Genomic DNA, 15,741 nt, shown 5'->3' on the forward strand with positions numbered 1-15,741 from the left:
CGCATGCCGGCCACGCGCGTTTCGGACGACGACTCGGTCGATCCCTTCCTCCGTAAAACCGCAGCCTGGTCCTGGCGCCTGCTGGTCGTCGGAGGGGCCATCGTGGCCCTGCTATGGCTGGTCAGCCGCCTCGAGGTCATCGTGGTTCCGGTGGCCCTGGCCACCATGCTGGCGGCCCTGCTGCTGCCGGCCGTGGACTGGCTCGACCGTCGCGGAGCTCCCCGCGGCGGGGCGGTGGCCCTGATCCTCCTCGGCGGCTTCGCGATCTTCGGCGGGATTCTGACTTTCGTTGTCAGCCAATTTGTTTCGGGCTTGCCGGGCCTGGTGGAGCAGGTCACCTACAGTATCGACGGCTTGCGCCGTTGGCTCGTCGACGGCCCTGCGCATCTGAGCCGCGAACAGATCGACAACGCAGGCGACACGGCGATCAAGGCGCTGCGCGACAACCAGGAGCAGCTGACCACCGGCGCGCTGTCGACAGCGGCCACCCTCACCGAACTCGTCACCGGCGCACTGCTGGTGCTGTTCACCTTGATCTTCCTGTTGCACGGCGGTCGCAACATCTACAGCTTCGTCACCAAGATCGTTCCGTCGCACGCCCGCGAGCGGGTGCGGGACGCGGGCCGGGCCGGTTTCGGCTCGCTGATCGGCTACGTGCGCGCCACAGCGCTCGTCGCATTGGTGGATGCCGTCGGTATCGGCACCGGTCTGGCGATCATGGGCATCCCGCTGGCGTTGCCCCTGGCCTCACTGGTCTTCCTCGGCGCGTTCATTCCCCTGGTGGGTGCCGTCGTCACCGGCTTCCTCGCGGTGGTGGTGGCGCTACTGGCCAAAGGCGTGGTCTACGCGGCGATCACGCTGGGGCTGATCATCGCAGTGCAGCAGTTGGAGGCGCACATCCTGCAACCGCTGGTGATGGGTCGCGCGGTGTCGATCCATCCGCTGGCGATCGTGCTCGCCATCTCGGCCGGTGCGGTGCTGGCCGGCATCGTCGGCGCGCTGCTGTCGGTGCCGTTGGTGGCCTTCCTCAACAGCGCCATCCGGGTGCTGGTCGCGGACGACCCCGCCGAGGAGGCCGCCGAACTCGAGGAGAACGACGACGGCATCGTCTTCAACGCCGAACCCGACGTCGTTCCGCCGAAGCGCGACAACAGCTAGCTACAACCGGCCTTCGCGGCGCAGCAGATCCTGCGCGCTGACGCCGCCGCCACGACGGGGGCGTTCGTCGCCCTCTTTCTTGCCGCGCGAGTTCAGCTTCTCGGTCGCCACCTCGGAGTCGCCGTGATCGGGCCGGCTGATCGGGATGGCACGGGTCTCCTCGGCGCTGATCGCGGGGGAGACATCGCCGTTCTGCTCGCGCTGGGCCGGGATGGCCGTCGTCGCGTCGTCTGGAGCCGACATCGCCTGAGTCGGCTGCGCAGACGGCTGCTGCGGCGGGGTCGGGCCCGGCTTGGCCATTCCCCGGTCGCTTCGCTCCTGCCCGCCGGTACCCCGCAGCTCACCCAGCCACGACTCGATCTCCCGATCCGGGGCCGGTGGCGTGGGCGCGCGGTTGGTCTTGGCGGCCGAGGCGGCGGTGTTCACCGCGTTCTTCACGGCGTTCTTGGCCACCGAAAATCGCGTGGTCGGTGCTTCGGTGATTCCCCGGTCGCTGCGCTCCTGCCCGCCGGCGGTGATTCCCCGCTCGCTGCGCTCCTGCCCGCCGGCGGTGATTCCCCGGTCGCTGCGCTCCTGCCCGCCGGCGGTGATTCCCCGGTCGCTGCGCTCCTGCCCGCCGGCGGTGATCTCGGTGCGGGCTTCGACCGGATCGGGCATCCGCGCGGTTCCGGCAGCTGACGGGGCTTCCTGCGGCGGCGGCGGGTTGCGGTATTCGGCGCGTCCGACGACACGCGGCATCGCGCGGCCCTCGACGGGATGGGTCGGGTCGTGCGCCGGTCGTCGGGCTTCGGCGGCTGCCGATACCGGCGCACCGGCACCCACCAGCGCGGGATCCGGTTCACGCACGACCGGCCGCTTGCGCTCGTCGGTCAGGTGGGTCTCACCGAGGCCGATCCGCACCTGCAGGCGCTTCATCCAGCGCGGCGCCCACCAGCAGTCGTCGCCGAGCAGTTTCATGATGGCCGGGACCAGGAACATCCGGATGACGGTGGCGTCCAGCAGCAAAGCGATCAGCAGACCGAAGGCCAGATACTTCATCACAACCAGGTCGGAGAATGCGAACGCGGCGACCACCACGGCCAGTACCAGCGCGGCACCGGTAATGAGTCGGCCGGTGGTGGCCGTGCCGATCCGGATGGCCTCTGCGGTGGACAGGCCGCGCTCACGGGCCTCCACCATCCGGGAGACCAGGAACACCTCGTAGTCCGTGGACAGGCCCCAGATCACCGCGATGATCAGACCGATCATCGGGGCGAACAAGGGCTGCGGCGTGTAATTCAACAGGCCAGAACCGTGTCCGCCCTCGACGAACATCCAGGTCAGAATGCCCATTGTGGAGCCCAGCGTCAGTGCGCTCATCAATGCGGCCTTGATCGGAAGCACCACCGAGCCGAACGCCAGGAACATCAGGACGGTGGTGGTGAGCACCAGGATCAGCACCATCAGCGGCAGCTTGTCGAACAGCGTCAGAATGCTGTCCTGTGCCAGCGCCTGGGTACCGCCGACGAGGACCGTGGTACCCCTGGGCGGGGTCAGCGCGCGCAGCTGTTGGATCTTCTGGGGTGCGGTACTGCTGTCTATCAGTCCGTTCTGGATCACCCGTACGGACGGATCCTTTGATCCGCCGTTCTGGGCCGAACGTTCCTCCCACATCTTCGACGGGTCGTCGCTGCCTGCGAAGCCGGACACCGTCTGCGCTTCGGCACGCAGATCGTCGAGCTGCTGTTGGGTTACCGGCGAGCCGTTGTTGGTTTTGATGACCAGGGTCAGCGGTTCGGTGCGGAAACTGGAGAACTCTTTGTCGAATTGCTCCTGCGCGCTGCGCACCGGGTTGTCCGGCGGCAGGTATTTCTCACTGAGCCCGCCCAACGCCAGCTGCCCCATCGGGATGATGAGCAACGTCATGATGATCACGATGGGAGCGGCAAACGCGATAGGCCGCTTCATCACCACATTGACCAGGCGGCCCCAGAATCCCTTTTCGACCTCCTCGCGGGTCTTGGTCTTCTGGGTTTTCTCGATGAACCAGTCGATGATCCTGCGCGAGAACGGCCAGTTGGCCAGGAACGGCACTCGGAGCAGAGTCCGCACCCCCAGAGCGTCGACGTTGGCACCCAGAATTCCCAGGACAGCGGGCAGCACCGTGATCGACAGGAAGGCCGCGAGCAGCACCGAAGCGATGATCGCGTAGGTAATCGACCTCAGGAAGCCAAGTGGGATCAGTAGAAGCGGTAGCGAGGACGCCACGATGATGACCGAGGAGAACGCGACGGTGCGGCCCGACGTCATCACCGACCGCCGTACCGCCGCTTCGACGTCGTAGCCTTCGGCGAGTTCCTCTCGGAACCTGCTGACGACGAACAATCCGTAGTCGATGGCTATGCCGAAGCCCATCATCGTCACGACGGGCTGGGCGAAGAAGTGCACCGGTCCGAACTCGGCGGTCAGCCGGAGGATGCCGAGCGCTCCGCCGATGGTGAGGCCACCGATGATGGCGGGCAGCGCGGCCGCGACGGCGCCGCCGAAGACAAAGAACAGGACCACCGCCACCAGTGGGACGATCGCGATTTCGGCGCGGGCCTGGTCGGTGCCGATGGTCCCGGTGAGCTCGCTGGCGAGCGGATTGAGGCCGGCGAGCTGGATAGTGCCGCCGTTGATCTTCTTGAGGGCTGGCTCGATGGTCTGGTAATTCTTCAGGATCGTGTCGTCGTCATCTCCCTTGAGCGGGATGCTGACGAAGGTATGACGGAGATCCGCCGTCTTCATCTGATTGACGGTCGGGTCGGTGGTGTCGGGCGCTTTCAGCCAGCCGACCCAGCCCACGATCTGATCGGGATGGTCCTTGACCACCTGGTCGAGCTCATCGGTGACTGTCTTCTGCCAGTTCTTGTCAGTCACCTTCTCGTCGCCCGGCGGCGTCAGGATGGCGACCACGTGGCTGGTGCGGTCACGGCCGTACACCTCGTCGGCGAGCGTCGAGGCCCGCACCGACTCGCTGCCGTTGTCGTAAAAACCGCTCTGGGTGACGTGCTTGCCCAAGGAGGCCCCGTATACGGCGCCACCGAGGCACAGCCCGACCATGACCGCGATCACGATGTATCGATATCGATACACAGTTCGACCCCACCAGGCGAACACCTAAGCTCCTAACCAAATCTTTTGCGACCTGCGCATCGGTTTCTCCTACTCAGACGCGCGATGTCAGTAATGAGGACAGCGGCCGGAACGGTTGTAGCCATGCCCCCTGCTCTGGGAGCGAATCTAGGCCGATTCGCGGCAGCGGCTCTCGGAAAACACCAGGAATGTCTTCCAGGTCGACAAACTCCAAGGTATCCGACGCTAACGCCCAGCTGGCATGTTCGCGAAATCCGAGCACGTAGGCGGGGGTGCCGGCCTTGGCGATTTCCTCCAGCGGCGCGCGGAATGCCTGCCCGTCGGCCGAGGCGACCAGTACGGCGGCCAGACCTTCGGTGCGACGCATCTCGATGTGGGCCAGCATGTCGGAGTCGACGTCACTGTCTTCGTCGATCTTGGGCTTGGCGAATACCGCGAAACCCACGTTGCGCAACGCTTCCACCCAGGGGCGGACGACGTCCGCGCTGCCGGGCGCGATGTTGGTGAACACCGTCGCCTCCGGTTCCACCGACACTTCCGGGTGGCCGGCCGACAATTCGGCGGTGCGGGTCAGGAGCCAGCGGCCCAGCGCGTCGAATCGCGGCCGGTGCGCGGCCGTCGGTCGACCGCCGAGGATCGAACCCAGGCCCATGTCCAGGTTGGGCGCGTCCCAGACCAGAAGCACCCGCTGAATCGGCGGGCTCACCGGCTGATCCCCGCTGTCCGGCAGTGCGGGAGCCGTCGCGTCTTCGATCACGCTCATCGTTGCCTCAACCACAGAAGTTCGGCCACCGCGCTGCCCGCCTCAGCGGCCTTCGTCTCGTATTTGGTCCTCGGGCGCTGCACCGAGACCGGCAGTTCGTCGCCGGGCTGCACACGGCGCAGCAGGGATTCGGCGTCGCCCGCGTCGGCGATCTGCTCGGCGTAGCCCGCGTGGTCGGTCGCGGCGTGCAGCACACCACCCGGTCGCAACCGATCGGCGATCAGCGAGATCGTGTTCGGCTGCAGCAGCCGTCGCTTGTGGTGTCGTGATTTCGGCCACGGGTCGGGGAAGAACACCCGGACCCCGGTCAGCGAGCCGGGGCCGAACATGTTCTCCAACACGTCGACCGCGTCGCCGCGGACCAGCCGAATGTTCGGCACACCTTCGCGGCCGACGGCGCTGAGCAGCTGAGCCAGCCCGCGCTTGTAGACCTCGACCGCCACCACATCGATATCCGGCTCGGCCATCGCCATCGCCAGCGTCGACGTACCGGTTCCGCAGCCGATCTCCAGGACCACGGGCGCCTGTCTGCCGAACCACGCCGTGGTGTCCAGCAGTCCCGCAGGCTTCGCCGGGGTGAATCCCCGGTCGCTGCGCTCCTGCCCGCCGACCTCACGCGCCATCGTGCCCATCTCGGGCCACAGCCGATCCCACGCGTCCTGCTGCGCCTCGGTCAGGGTCGAGCGCCGCGAACGGAAGCTGGTGATCCGGGGATAGGGATGCGCCGGCCAGGCATCGGGCGTGGCTGAGCCACCGTGGCGCTGCGCATGCATCCGTCCATGGTCGCTCATGAACAGAGGTGTACCCGCTCCGTGGTGCATATTGATACCCAACAGTTGCCTTCTCCTGGTAGTGGCTCGCGCCACACGCCCGCTGATGCCAGCATGTCCGATGTGGTGGGGCTGCCGGTGCGGGTCAAGGTGGTCGGCAGGCCAGGGTGCGGCCGACGCACGGTGACCCGCGTGCTGCATGGGGCCGGTGTGGCGGTGGTGGCTTCGACTGCGGTTGCTGACCTGGACGTTCACGTATTCGCCGAGACGTTGAAGCCCGAAGACCGGCGCGCGCTGACCATGTCGCCGCGGCCCGTCGTCGCGGTGCTCAACAAGGCGGATCTGACCGGATTCGGCGGTCGCGGGCCGGTCGCGGCGGCCGCCGAGCGCTGCCGGCTGCTCGGCGACCGCGTGGGTGTGACGGTCTATCCCTTGGCCGGACTGGCCGCGGCCGCCGCGGTGGACGATCGGATCCTGGACGACGAGCTGCTCGGCGCGCTGCGGACGTTGACGGTCGACCCGGCCGACCTGGGTTCCACTGACCGGTTCGCGGGCGGTGAGCACCGGCTGCCCAATGCGGTGCGGCAGCGACTGCTCGCCGACCTCGATCTGTTCGGTATCGCGCACGCTGTGCTGGCGCTGCGCAGCGGCGCGGAGCGAGCCGGGGTGATCGCGGCGCTGCGCCGGGCGAGCGCGCTGGACGGGTTGCTCGCCGGGCTCGAGGCGATCGCGGCGCCGGTGCGCTACCGCCGGTTGACCGAGCAGTTCGCCGATTCGGCCGCCGACGAGGTCGTCGCCGCCAGGATGGCAGCGGCGGTCGAGGTGGTGGAGGCCGCCGGGATGACCGTCGACGCCGACGTCAGCGCGCACGCGCACCTACGGCGCGCCGTTGTCTGGCAGCGGTATTCACACGGGCCGGTGTCGCGGCTGCACAGCCGGTGCGGTGCCGACATCGCCCGCGGCTCGCTACGGCTGTGGGAACGCGCGGGCGGCGTCCCAGAGCCGGTGGAGCTGAAGCCGTGACCGACGCCGACACCCTGGTGGCACAGCTCGATGCAGCCCTGCCGATGCCCTCGATCGTGCGGCGCGACGTGGTGCTGGTGGCCGGTCCATGGCTGGGCGGGGCCAGCAGTGTGGTGACCGCTCTGCGGAAGCGGCTGCCCGAGCACACCGTGGTCGAAGCCGACGAGGTGGCCGCCGGCCAGGCCCCCGCCGCGGTGGTGTTCGTGGTCTCGGCGACTGCGCCGCTCACCGAGTCCGACTGTGCGCTGCTGGATGCCGTCGCCGCCGACACCGACGCGGTCATCGGGGTGGTGACCAAGATCGACGTCCATCGCACCTGGCGCGATGTGCTCGACGCCGACCGTGCAGTGCTGGCGCAGCGGGCGCCCCGCTACCGCGACATGCGGTGGGTCGGCACCGCCGCCGCGCCCGATCTCGGCGTAGCCGTCATCGACGAGCTCGTCACCGCGCTGCGAGACATCCTCGCCGACGCGACGCGAGATCGACGAAATCGATTGCGGGCCTTGGAGAATCGTTTGCTTACGGTGCAGCGGAGGCTGGAGCTCGAGGTCGCAGGGGCCGGCCGGGGGGCGCGGCTGGGTGCCCTGCGGACCGAGCGCACCGCGGCGTTGCACCGGTACCGGGTGGAGAAGTCGCAGCGGTCCATCGCGCTGCGCGCCCAGGTTCAGCACGCCCGCCTTACGCTGACCTATTTCGCCCGCAACCGGTGCGCGTCGGTGCGAACGGAGTTACAGGAAGACCTGGCGGCCCTGGGCCGACGCGGCCTCGCCCATTTCCCCGACGAGGTGCGGCGCCGGGCGGCCGAGGTGGCCGACGACGTCGCCGCCGGCGTCGTCCGGCAACTGGGCGATGTCGGCGAGGAGTTGGGTCTTGCGGTCGAGCCGGTCGACTCCCGTCCCGCGGTCGAGGTGCGGGCCGCGCCGTCGCGGGCCCGCGGTGCGGAGACCCGATTGATGCTGCTGCTGGGTGGCGGCTTCGGTGTCGGGGTGGCGTTGACCCTCAGCCGGGTGTTCGCCGGCCTGGCCCCACAGTGGGCGGTCGGCGGCGTACTCGGCGGCGCCGTCATCGGAGTCGCTCTGACCGTCTGGGTGGTCGCGGTCCGCGGCCTTCTGCATGACCGGGCCGTACTCGACCGTTGGGTGGTGGAGGTCATCGGCAGGCAGCGCACCGCGGTGGAGGAATGGGTGGCCGCCCGCGTACTGGCGGCCGAGGCGTCACTGGGCCGTGCCGCCGCCGAACGCGACGCCGCGGACCACGCCCGAACCGAGGACACCATCGCCCGCATCGACCGCGAGATCCGCGAACACGCGACCGCCGGTGCCCGTGCGGCCGCGGCGCGCGACCGGCATGTCCCAGTGATCGAGAGTGCGCTGGCGGCGGTCGGCCACGAACTCGACGCGCTGAATACAGCCAAACCGACCGATTCGCGGTCTTCTGAATCGTTCCTGTGAGTGATCGGACATAATCCCGATTAACCGCGGGTATCTCACCCGCGTTAACCTATTTTTCAGGGAGGACCGTGTCTCGGCGCGGAATCCGGCCTGCGTCCTGGCCATAAAAATAAGCAGGAGATTGACAGCGATGACTTCAGCGACCATCCCCGGTCTGGATAACGCACCGACCAAGCATCAGGGCCTGCTCGCTTGGGTCCAGGAAGTCGCCGAACTCACGCAGCCCGACCGGGTGGTCTTCGCCGACGGCTCCGAAGAGGAATACACGCGGTTGTGCGGCGAGCTCGTCGCCGCCGGAACCTTTACCAAGCTGAGCGACTCCGAGGAGCCGAGCTCTTATCTCGCCCGTTCGGCGCCGTCGGACGTGGCTCGCGTCGAGTCGCGCACGTTCATCTGCTCGGAGCGGGAGATCGACGCCGGCCCCACGAACAACTGGATGGATCCGGCCGAGATGCGCGGCCTCATGACCGACCTGTACCGCGGCTCGATGCGCGGCCGCACCATGTACGTGGTGCCGTTCTGCATGGGCCCGCTCGGTGCCGACGACCCCAAGCTCGGCGTCGAGATCACCGACTCCGAGTATGTGGTCGTCTCGATGCGGACGATGACGCGGATGGGCAAGGCCGCGCTGGAGAAGATCGGCGACGACGGATTTTTCGTCAAGGCGCTGCACTCACTCGGCGCGCCGCTCGCGCCGGGCGAAGAAGACGTGCCGTGGCCGTGCAACGACACCAAATACATCACCCACTTCCCGGAGACCCGCGAGATCTGGAGCTTCGGTTCGGGTTACGGCGGAAACGCGCTGCTCGGCAAGAAGTGCTACTCGCTGCGCATCGCCTCGGCGATGGCACACGACGAGGGCTGGCTCGCCGAGCACATGCTGATCCTCAAGCTGATCTCCCCGGAGAACAAGGCGTACTTCGTCGCCGCCGCGTTCCCGTCCGCGTGTGGCAAGACCAACCTCGCGATGCTGCAGCCGACCATCCCGGGCTGGCGTGCCGAGACCGTCGGTGACGACATCGCCTGGATGCGCTTCGGCAAGGACGGCCGGCTGTACGCCACCAACCCGGAGTTCGGTTTCTTCGGGGTCGCGCCGGGCACCAACTGGAGCTCGAACCCGAACGCGATGAAGACCGTCGCGGCAGGCAACACCGTGTTCACCAACGTCGCGCTGACCGACGACGGCGGCGTGTGGTGGGAGGGCCTCGAAGGCGACCCGCAGCACTTGATCGACTGGAAGGGCAACGATTGGGAACCGGGGTCGCCCGACAAGGCTGCCCACCCGAATTCGCGCTACTGCACCCCGATGTCGCAGTGCCCGACGCTGGCCCCGGAGTGGGACGACCCGCAGGGGGTGCCGATCTCGGCAATCCTGTTCGGCGGCCGTCGCAAGACCACGGTGCCGCTGGTGACGCAGGCCCGCGATTGGCAGCACGGCGTCTTCATCGGGGCCACGCTGGGCTCCGAGCAGACCGCCGCCGCCGAGGGCAAGGTCGGCACCGTCCGTCGTGACCCGATGGCCATGCTGCCGTTCCTCGGCTACAACGTCGGCGACTACTTCGCCCACTGGATCAACCTCGGTAAGAACGCCGACGAGTCGAAGATGCCCAAGATCTTCTTCGTGAACTGGTTCCGCCGCGGCGATGACGGCCGGTTCCTGTGGCCGGGCTTCGGCGAGAACAGCCGCGTGATGAAGTGGATCATCGAGCGGGTCGAGGGCAAGGCCAACGGCTCCACCACCCCGATCGGCATCGTGCCGAGCGCCGGCGATCTGGACCTCGAGGGCCTGGACGCCGATCCGGCTGACGTCAACGAGGCACTGGCGGTCAACGTCCAGGAATGGCGCGACGAGCTCCCGCAGATCGAGGAGTGGTTCGAGTTCGTCGGGGAGAAGCTGCCGACCGGGGTCAAGGACGAGTTCGAGGCGCTCAAGCAGCGGCTTGCCGAAGCCGACTAACTTCCGTTACGGCCAGTTCGGCCCCAGACCCCAGCTAATATCCGTTCGGTGGGGGTCCCGTCGGCGGATGCGCCGGCGCCGGCGAGGAATGCGCCAGCGCCCGCTCAGTCGTGGTGGCGCCGGATCGCCACCGTCGGCGTCATTCTCGCCATCTATATCGGGTCGGTGGCGGGCTACTTCTGGATCGACAGTTCGGCGCACTCGCTGAAGCCCACCAATCTGGACACCGCCAACGAGACCGTTGTCCTGTTGGAGCTCACGGCCATTCATCCGCTCGACAATCGGGTGGACGTCGAAGTTCTGGTGATACCGCAGAAGGGCTTCCTGGATCCCGAGTTCGGCAACCTCACCACCGACATGGTGGTGCGGCTGTGTCCGTGCATCGAGTTCGGGGAGCTGACCTTCCCCAAGGGGCAGGTTCCCAAGGTCGCCAAGACATCGCTGTTGGCCACCGGGGACGCCGACAGGTGGCCGTTCGACAGGTACACCACCGACACCATCGGCGCCGACGTGTATGTCGGGTCGGGCGATCAGAGGCGTTATGTGCCTGCCCGGGTGGAGGTGAGCGGATCGCTGTACGGCTGGGATGTTCGCAGCGATCGGACGGGGCCCGCCACCCACTCCGGCGGCGCCGACGACAACGCGACCGTCACGTTCTCCCGATCCCGCGGTCCGCTGGCGCTGATCTTCGGGATCTGCCTGGTGCTGCTGATGCTGCCTGCGCTGGCGCTGTACGCGGCGATCGAAATGCTGCTGGGCAAGAAGAAATTCCAGCCGCCGTTCTCGACGTGGTTCGCGGCGATGCTCTTCGCGGTTGTCCCGATCCGCAACGTGCTGCCTGGCGATCCGCCGCCGGGGTCCTGGATCGACGAGGCGCTGGTCTTCTGGGTGTTGGTGGCGTTGGTCGCGGCGCTGGTCATCTACCTGGTGTCCTGGGCCCGGCACAGCGACTGACTAGCAGCACCTAGTTGACACCCGTCAAGAGGCTCTGTCGTACAGTGCTCCCATGCAGATCCGCGAGCATGCGCACGCCACTCCCGACAAGCCGGCAGTCATCCTGTATCCGTCCGGGAAAACGGTCACGTTCGGCGAGATGGAAGCCCGGGCCAACCAGCTGGCACACCTGTTCCGGCAGGCCGGGCTGCGTGAGGGCGACTCCGTCGCGATCCTCATCGAGAACAACGAGCACTTCCACACCGTGTTGTGGGCGGCGCGGCGTTCCGGGCTCTATTACGTGCCGATCAACACGCACCTGACGGCGGCCGAAGCCGCGTACATCATCGACAACAGTGAGGCCAAAGCCGTCGTCGGCTCGGCCGGGCTGAAGGACACCCTCGCCGGGCTCGCCGCGGAGGTGCCGACGATGCCGCCGCTGCTGATCATCACCGACGGCGAACTCGACGGCTGGCGCAGCTACCCGGAATGCGTTGCGGACCAGCCGGTTACGCCGATCGACGACGAGATCGAGGGCGACCTGCTGCAGTACTCGTCGGGAACGACGGGGCGGCCCAAGGGAATCAAGCGCGAACTTCCGCACCTGCCGCCCACCGAGGTGCCCGGCATGATGGCCGGACTCATCGGATTCTGGATGAACCCCGATGCGGTCTACATCAGCCCCGCCCCGCTGTATCACACCGCGCCCTCGGTGTGGTCGATGCAGACGCTCGCGGCGGGAATCACCACTGTGGTGCTGGAGAAGTTCGACGCGCAGGGCTGCCTCGACGCGATCGCGCGCCATAAGGTCACTCACGGCCAGTTCGTCCCGGTGATGTTCACCCGGATGCTGAAACTGCCTGAGGATGTTCGCAATTCGTACGACATCTCGAGTCTGCAGCGGGTCATGCACGCGGCCGCGCCCTGCCCGGTCGAGATCAAGAAGCAGATGATCGATTGGTGGGGTCCGATCGTCGACGAGTACTACGCATCCTCCGAGGCCATCGGGTCGACGTTGATCTTCGCCGAGGACTGGCTGACCCACCCGGGCTCGGTCGGCAAGCCGATGATGGGCGGACTGCACATCCTCGACGAGGACGGCAACGAGTTGCCGCCCGGCCAGGCGGGGGAGATCTATTTCGAAGGCGGCATGGATTTCGAGTACCTCAACGACGCCGAGAAGACCGCCAAGTCGCGCGACAGCCACGGCTGGAAGACGGTCGGCGACATCGGTTATCTGGACGAGGAGGGCTACCTCTACCTCACCGATCGCCGGCATCACATGATCATCTCGGGCGGGGTGAACATCTATCCGCAGGAAGCCGAGAACATGCTCGTCACGCACCCGAAGGTGATGGATGCCGCCGTGTTCGGCGTGCCCGACGAGGAGATGGGCCAAAGCGTCAAGGGTGTGGTCCAGCTGGTCGACTCCGCGGACGCGACGGAGGAATTCGCTGCCGAGCTGCTGGCGTGGTTGCGTGATCGGCTCTCGCACTACAAGTGTCCGCGGTCGATCTCGTTCGAGTCCGAGCTGCCCCGCACCGACACCGGCAAGCTGTACAAGCAGGAACTGATCGTCAAGTATTCGCCCGCGCCCACCGGCTAGATGCATCTCGTCGACCTGTCCGACCCGCCGCCGCTCGGGATCACCGGTCCGTCGGGCGTCGTCGTTGCGGTCGGCGAGCCGTCGACGCCGGAGGGCGAATTCTGGCTGGACACAGCCACCTTCGCCCTGACCGACAGGGAACACGAAGACCGCCGCTTCGTCGCGGTGGAGTCGGTGAGCGACACCGTGGCCCTACTGCGGGATCGTTGCCTGCACTGGCCGCACGCCAGCGCCGTCTGCGACGACGTGTTGCGGTCGGTCGACGTGACCGGCCCGGCGCTCCCCGGGATCATCACCGAGTCGCTGGCGTACTCGACGTTGCAGTCCGGGCCGGAGTTCGCCCGCTGGCGTGACTCGCGCGGTCCGGCGTCGTTGCCCGACATCGCCGACCCGGTGCTCGCCGAGCGTGACGGCGGCACGCTGCGCATCCGGTTCAACCGCCCGCAGCGTCATAACGCGTTCAGCACCGACGCCCGAGCACTGTTGTTGGAGGCGCTGACCGTCGCGCTGCTCGACGACACCGTGACCGTGCTGGTGCTCAGTGGCAATGGCGCATCCTTCTGCAGCGGTGGGGATCTCGGCGAGTTCGGCACCTTCGCCGACCCGGCTTCGGCGCATCTGGCGCGGACCCGGCACAGCCCGGCGTTGGCGCTCGACGAGCTGAGCCGGCGCCTCGGCCGGGCCTGCCGGGCCGACATCCACGGTCGCGTTCTCGGCAGCGGACTGGAGATGGCGTCGTTCTGCGGCTGGGTGAGCTGCCACCCCCACGCGGTGCTGGGGTTGCCGGAACTGACACTCGGCCTGATCCCCGGCGCCGGTGGAACCGTCAGCATCACCCGGCGGATCGGGCGTTGGCGCACAGCCTATTTGGTGCTGTCCGGCCGGACCATCGATCCGGCTACCGCGCTGGCGTGGGGCCTGGTCGACGAGGTCGCCTAGCTGGAGCGGCGCAGCGTGACCCGGTAGGTGTACTGCTCGGGCAGGAAGTGGCTGACCGACAGCTCCACCGGGGTGCCGGTGGTGTCGGAGTACAGCCGGTCCACCCGCAGCATCGGGTGGTCTCGCTCGCAGCCGAGCGCCTCGGCGACCAGCTCGTCGGCGGTTGCGACCGTGATCGACTGGGCTGCTTCGGCTATCGGCTGATCCAGGTGCGGTTCCAGGACGCCGATCACGGTGTTGGTGCCGACCGCGCCGTCTGCCAACTCCGGGGAGTCGAACACCAGCCGGGCGATGTGCTCCGGTAGGTGCACCGTGGTCACCACGAACGGAACCCCGTCGATATCCCCGGGTCGCTGCGCTCCTGCCCGCCGGTCATGGACACGCCTGAACACCACGGTGTACACCACGTCGTGCTCCAGCCGCAGTCGGCTGGCCGCCGTCACGTCGACACGTCGCGAAAGGCCCTGCAGCACTTCCATGCTGGTGTCTTCGGACAGGCTCATCAAGTCCTCGATCGAACCGAGCTGCCGCAGATACCCGCGGTTGGCGTACGTGCCGCGGCCGGGCACCCGGTACACCACGCCTTCGGCCACCAGATCCTGGAACGCCCGGCGGACCGTCTGCCGGGACAGCCCGTGCTCGGCGACCAGCTCCGATTCGGTCGGCAACCGCACGCCGTCGGGGTAGGCCCCGGCCGCGATCTCATCGCGGAGTCGCTGCCGCAGAACCTGATACGCGGGTTCAGGCTTCATGTCGGTATCAGATGCCTCCGCGCGCGACGAGCTGCCCGGCGATCACATTGCGCTGGATCTCATTGGTGCCCTCACCGACGATCATCAGCGGCGCGTCCCGGAAGTACCGTTCGACGTCGTACTCGGTTGAGTAGCCGTAGCCGCCGTGGATACGCACGGCGTTCAGCGCGATCTCCATCGCCACCTCGGAGGCGAACAACTTCGCCATCCCGGCCTCCATGTCGCAACGTTCCCCGCTGTCGTAGCGTTCGGCGGCGTAGCGGGTGAGCTGGCGTGCGGCGGTCAGCTTGGTGGCCATGTCGGCCAGGTAGTTGCCCACAGACTGGTGCTTCCAGATCGGCTGGCCGAAGCTCTCCCGGTCCTGGGCGTAGGCCAGCGCGTCCTCCAAAGCCGCCGTCGCCACGCCGAGGGCGCGGGACGCGACCTGAATACGGCCGGTCTCAAGGCCTTTCATCATCTGGCTGAAACCGCGTCCGGGCGCACCACCCAGGATCGCCGAGGCCGGCACCCGGCAGTCGTCGAAGGCCAGCTCGCAGGACTCCACGCCCTTGTAGCCGAGCTTGGGCAGGTCGCGTGAGATCGTCAGCCCGGCTGTGGGCGACTCGACGAGCACCACCGAGATGCCCTTGTGGCGCGGCGTGGCCTGCGGATCGGTCTTGCACAACAGTGCGATCAGACCCGACCGGCGGGCGTTGGAGATCCACGTCTTGGCTCCGTTGATCACCAGTTCGTCGCCGTCGGCGCGGGCGACGCACGCCATGTTCTGCAGATCCGAACCGCCGCCCGGCTCGGTCAGCGCCATCGTCGCGCGTACGTCGCCAGTGGCCATCCTCGGCAGGTAGTTCTGCTTCTGCTCCTCGGTCCCGAAGATCTCCAGCAGCTTGGCCACCACGGTGTGCCCGCCCATCGCGCCGGCCAGGCTCATCCAGCCGCGGGCGAGTTCCTGGGTGACCTCGACGTAGCAGGGCATCGACACCGGGGTGCCGCCGTACTGCTCGCTGATCGCCAGGCCGTAGATCCCGATCTGCTTCATCTGCTCGATCCACGCCTCGGGGTAGGTGTTGGCGTGCTCGACCTCACGGACGGAAGGTTTGACGTCGCGGTCGATGAATGCCCGCACCGTCTCCACCAGCATGGTCTCTTCGTCGTTGAGTGCAGTGCCCACGTAGTCCGCTCCAAGAAGTCGTGAAATGTACGGCCATATTGACACGACACGTGTAGAAGCACCAGGATGAGCGACTGTGACTTTGTACGGCCATATTGGCGGGGGCGAGT

General features: G+C 67.5%; 12 protein-coding genes. 7 read left to right on the top strand and 5 right to left on the bottom strand.

Going from position 1 to position 15,741, the window contains the following annotated elements:
* The first annotated feature begins 3 nt into the window (after positions 1-3).
* Positions 4-1,158: an AI-2E family transporter gene (locus Y900_RS14215; protein WP_036342686.1), complete on the top strand. Its 1,155-nt coding sequence runs from the start codon at positions 4-6 to the stop codon at positions 1,156-1,158.
* On the opposite strand, the gene mmpL3 is transcribed toward Y900_RS14215, so the two are convergent.
* From mmpL3 to trmB, 3 genes are read right to left on the bottom strand one after another with little or no spacing between them, the layout of a single operon-like run.
* Complete coding sequence (gene mmpL3, locus Y900_RS14220) at positions 1,159-4,296, bottom strand: trehalose monomycolate exporter MmpL3 (RefSeq protein ID WP_036342689.1); 3,138 nt, start codon at positions 4,294-4,296, stop codon at positions 1,159-1,161.
* 49 nt (positions 4,297-4,345) lie between these two features.
* A complete protein-coding gene (locus Y900_RS14225; protein ID WP_036342692.1) occupies positions 4,346-5,035 on the bottom strand; it encodes a PIN domain-containing protein in 690 nt (229 codons plus the stop codon).
* Positions 5,032-5,826, bottom strand: coding sequence for a tRNA (guanosine(46)-N7)-methyltransferase TrmB (trmB, locus tag Y900_RS14230; RefSeq protein ID WP_036346754.1), 795 nt, complete (start codon positions 5,824-5,826; stop codon positions 5,032-5,034). Before trmB ends, Y900_RS14225 begins: the two co-directional genes overlap by 4 nt.
* Before the next feature lie 93 nt (positions 5,827-5,919).
* On the opposite strand from trmB, the gene Y900_RS14235 reads away from it, so the two are divergent.
* The 6 genes from Y900_RS14235 to Y900_RS14260 all read left to right on the top strand — a co-directional run bounded on the left by Y900_RS14235 (position 5,920) and on the right by Y900_RS14260 (position 13,714).
* The gene (locus Y900_RS14235; RefSeq protein ID WP_051660390.1) at positions 5,920-6,828 is read left to right on the top strand and encodes a hypothetical protein; all 909 of its coding nucleotides are present in this window, start codon (positions 5,920-5,922) and stop codon (positions 6,826-6,828) included.
* Positions 6,825-8,279, top strand: coding sequence for a hypothetical protein (locus tag Y900_RS14240; protein ID WP_237752561.1), 1,455 nt, complete (start codon positions 6,825-6,827; stop codon positions 8,277-8,279). Before Y900_RS14235 ends, Y900_RS14240 begins: the two co-directional genes overlap by 4 nt.
* Positions 8,280-8,409: 130 nt before the next feature.
* Positions 8,410-10,236, top strand: coding sequence for a phosphoenolpyruvate carboxykinase (GTP) (locus tag Y900_RS14245; protein WP_036342694.1), 1,827 nt, complete (start codon positions 8,410-8,412; stop codon positions 10,234-10,236).
* A 48-nt stretch (positions 10,237-10,284) separates the two neighbouring features.
* Positions 10,285-11,190 carry a DUF4436 domain-containing protein gene (locus tag Y900_RS14250; protein ID WP_081845105.1) on the top strand — a complete coding sequence of 302 codons (906 nt, stop codon included), beginning with the start codon at positions 10,285-10,287 and terminating at the stop codon, positions 11,188-11,190.
* A 52-nt stretch (positions 11,191-11,242) separates the two neighbouring features.
* Entirely contained in the window at positions 11,243-12,775 is a 1,533-nt protein-coding gene (gene fadD4 / locus Y900_RS14255; RefSeq protein ID WP_036342700.1) for a fatty-acid--CoA ligase FadD4, read from the top strand.
* Positions 12,776-13,714: an enoyl-CoA hydratase/isomerase family protein gene (locus Y900_RS14260; RefSeq protein ID WP_036342703.1), complete on the top strand. Its 939-nt coding sequence runs from the start codon at positions 12,776-12,778 to the stop codon at positions 13,712-13,714.
* On the opposite strand, the gene Y900_RS14265 is transcribed toward Y900_RS14260, so the two are convergent.
* Complete coding sequence (locus Y900_RS14265; RefSeq protein ID WP_036342706.1) at positions 13,711-14,466, bottom strand: GntR family transcriptional regulator; 756 nt, start codon at positions 14,464-14,466, stop codon at positions 13,711-13,713. The genes Y900_RS14260 and Y900_RS14265 overlap by 4 nt on opposite strands.
* 7 nt (positions 14,467-14,473) lie before the next feature.
* Complete coding sequence (locus Y900_RS14270; protein ID WP_036342708.1) at positions 14,474-15,631, bottom strand: acyl-CoA dehydrogenase family protein; 1,158 nt, start codon at positions 15,629-15,631, stop codon at positions 14,474-14,476.
* Positions 15,632-15,741 lie beyond the last annotated feature (110 nt).

The organism is Mycolicibacterium aromaticivorans JS19b1 = JCM 16368, from assembly GCF_000559085.1.
GTDB lineage: Bacteria > Actinomycetota > Actinomycetes > Mycobacteriales > Mycobacteriaceae > Mycobacterium > Mycobacterium aromaticivorans.

Excerpts from the sequence above, each read along its gene's own strand:
- Y900_RS14215 (WP_036342686.1), top strand. The coding sequence starts at position 4 with ATGCCGGCCACGCGCGTTTCGGACGACGACTCGGTCGATCCCTTCCTC.
- Y900_RS14225 (WP_036342692.1), bottom strand. The coding sequence starts at position 5,035 with ATGAGCGTGATCGAAGACGCGACGGCTCCCGCACTGCCGGACAGCGGG.
- trmB (WP_036346754.1), bottom strand. The coding sequence starts at position 5,826 with ATGAGCGACCATGGACGGATGCATGCGCAGCGCCACGGTGGCTCAGCC.
- Y900_RS14235 (WP_051660390.1), top strand. The coding sequence starts at position 5,920 with ATGTCCGATGTGGTGGGGCTGCCGGTGCGGGTCAAGGTGGTCGGCAGG.
- Y900_RS14245 (WP_036342694.1), top strand. The coding sequence starts at position 8,410 with ATGACTTCAGCGACCATCCCCGGTCTGGATAACGCACCGACCAAGCAT.
- fadD4 (WP_036342700.1), top strand. The coding sequence starts at position 11,243 with ATGCAGATCCGCGAGCATGCGCACGCCACTCCCGACAAGCCGGCAGTC.
- Y900_RS14260 (WP_036342703.1), top strand. The coding sequence starts at position 12,776 with ATGCATCTCGTCGACCTGTCCGACCCGCCGCCGCTCGGGATCACCGGT.
- Y900_RS14265 (WP_036342706.1), bottom strand. The coding sequence starts at position 14,466 with ATGAAGCCTGAACCCGCGTATCAGGTTCTGCGGCAGCGACTCCGCGAT.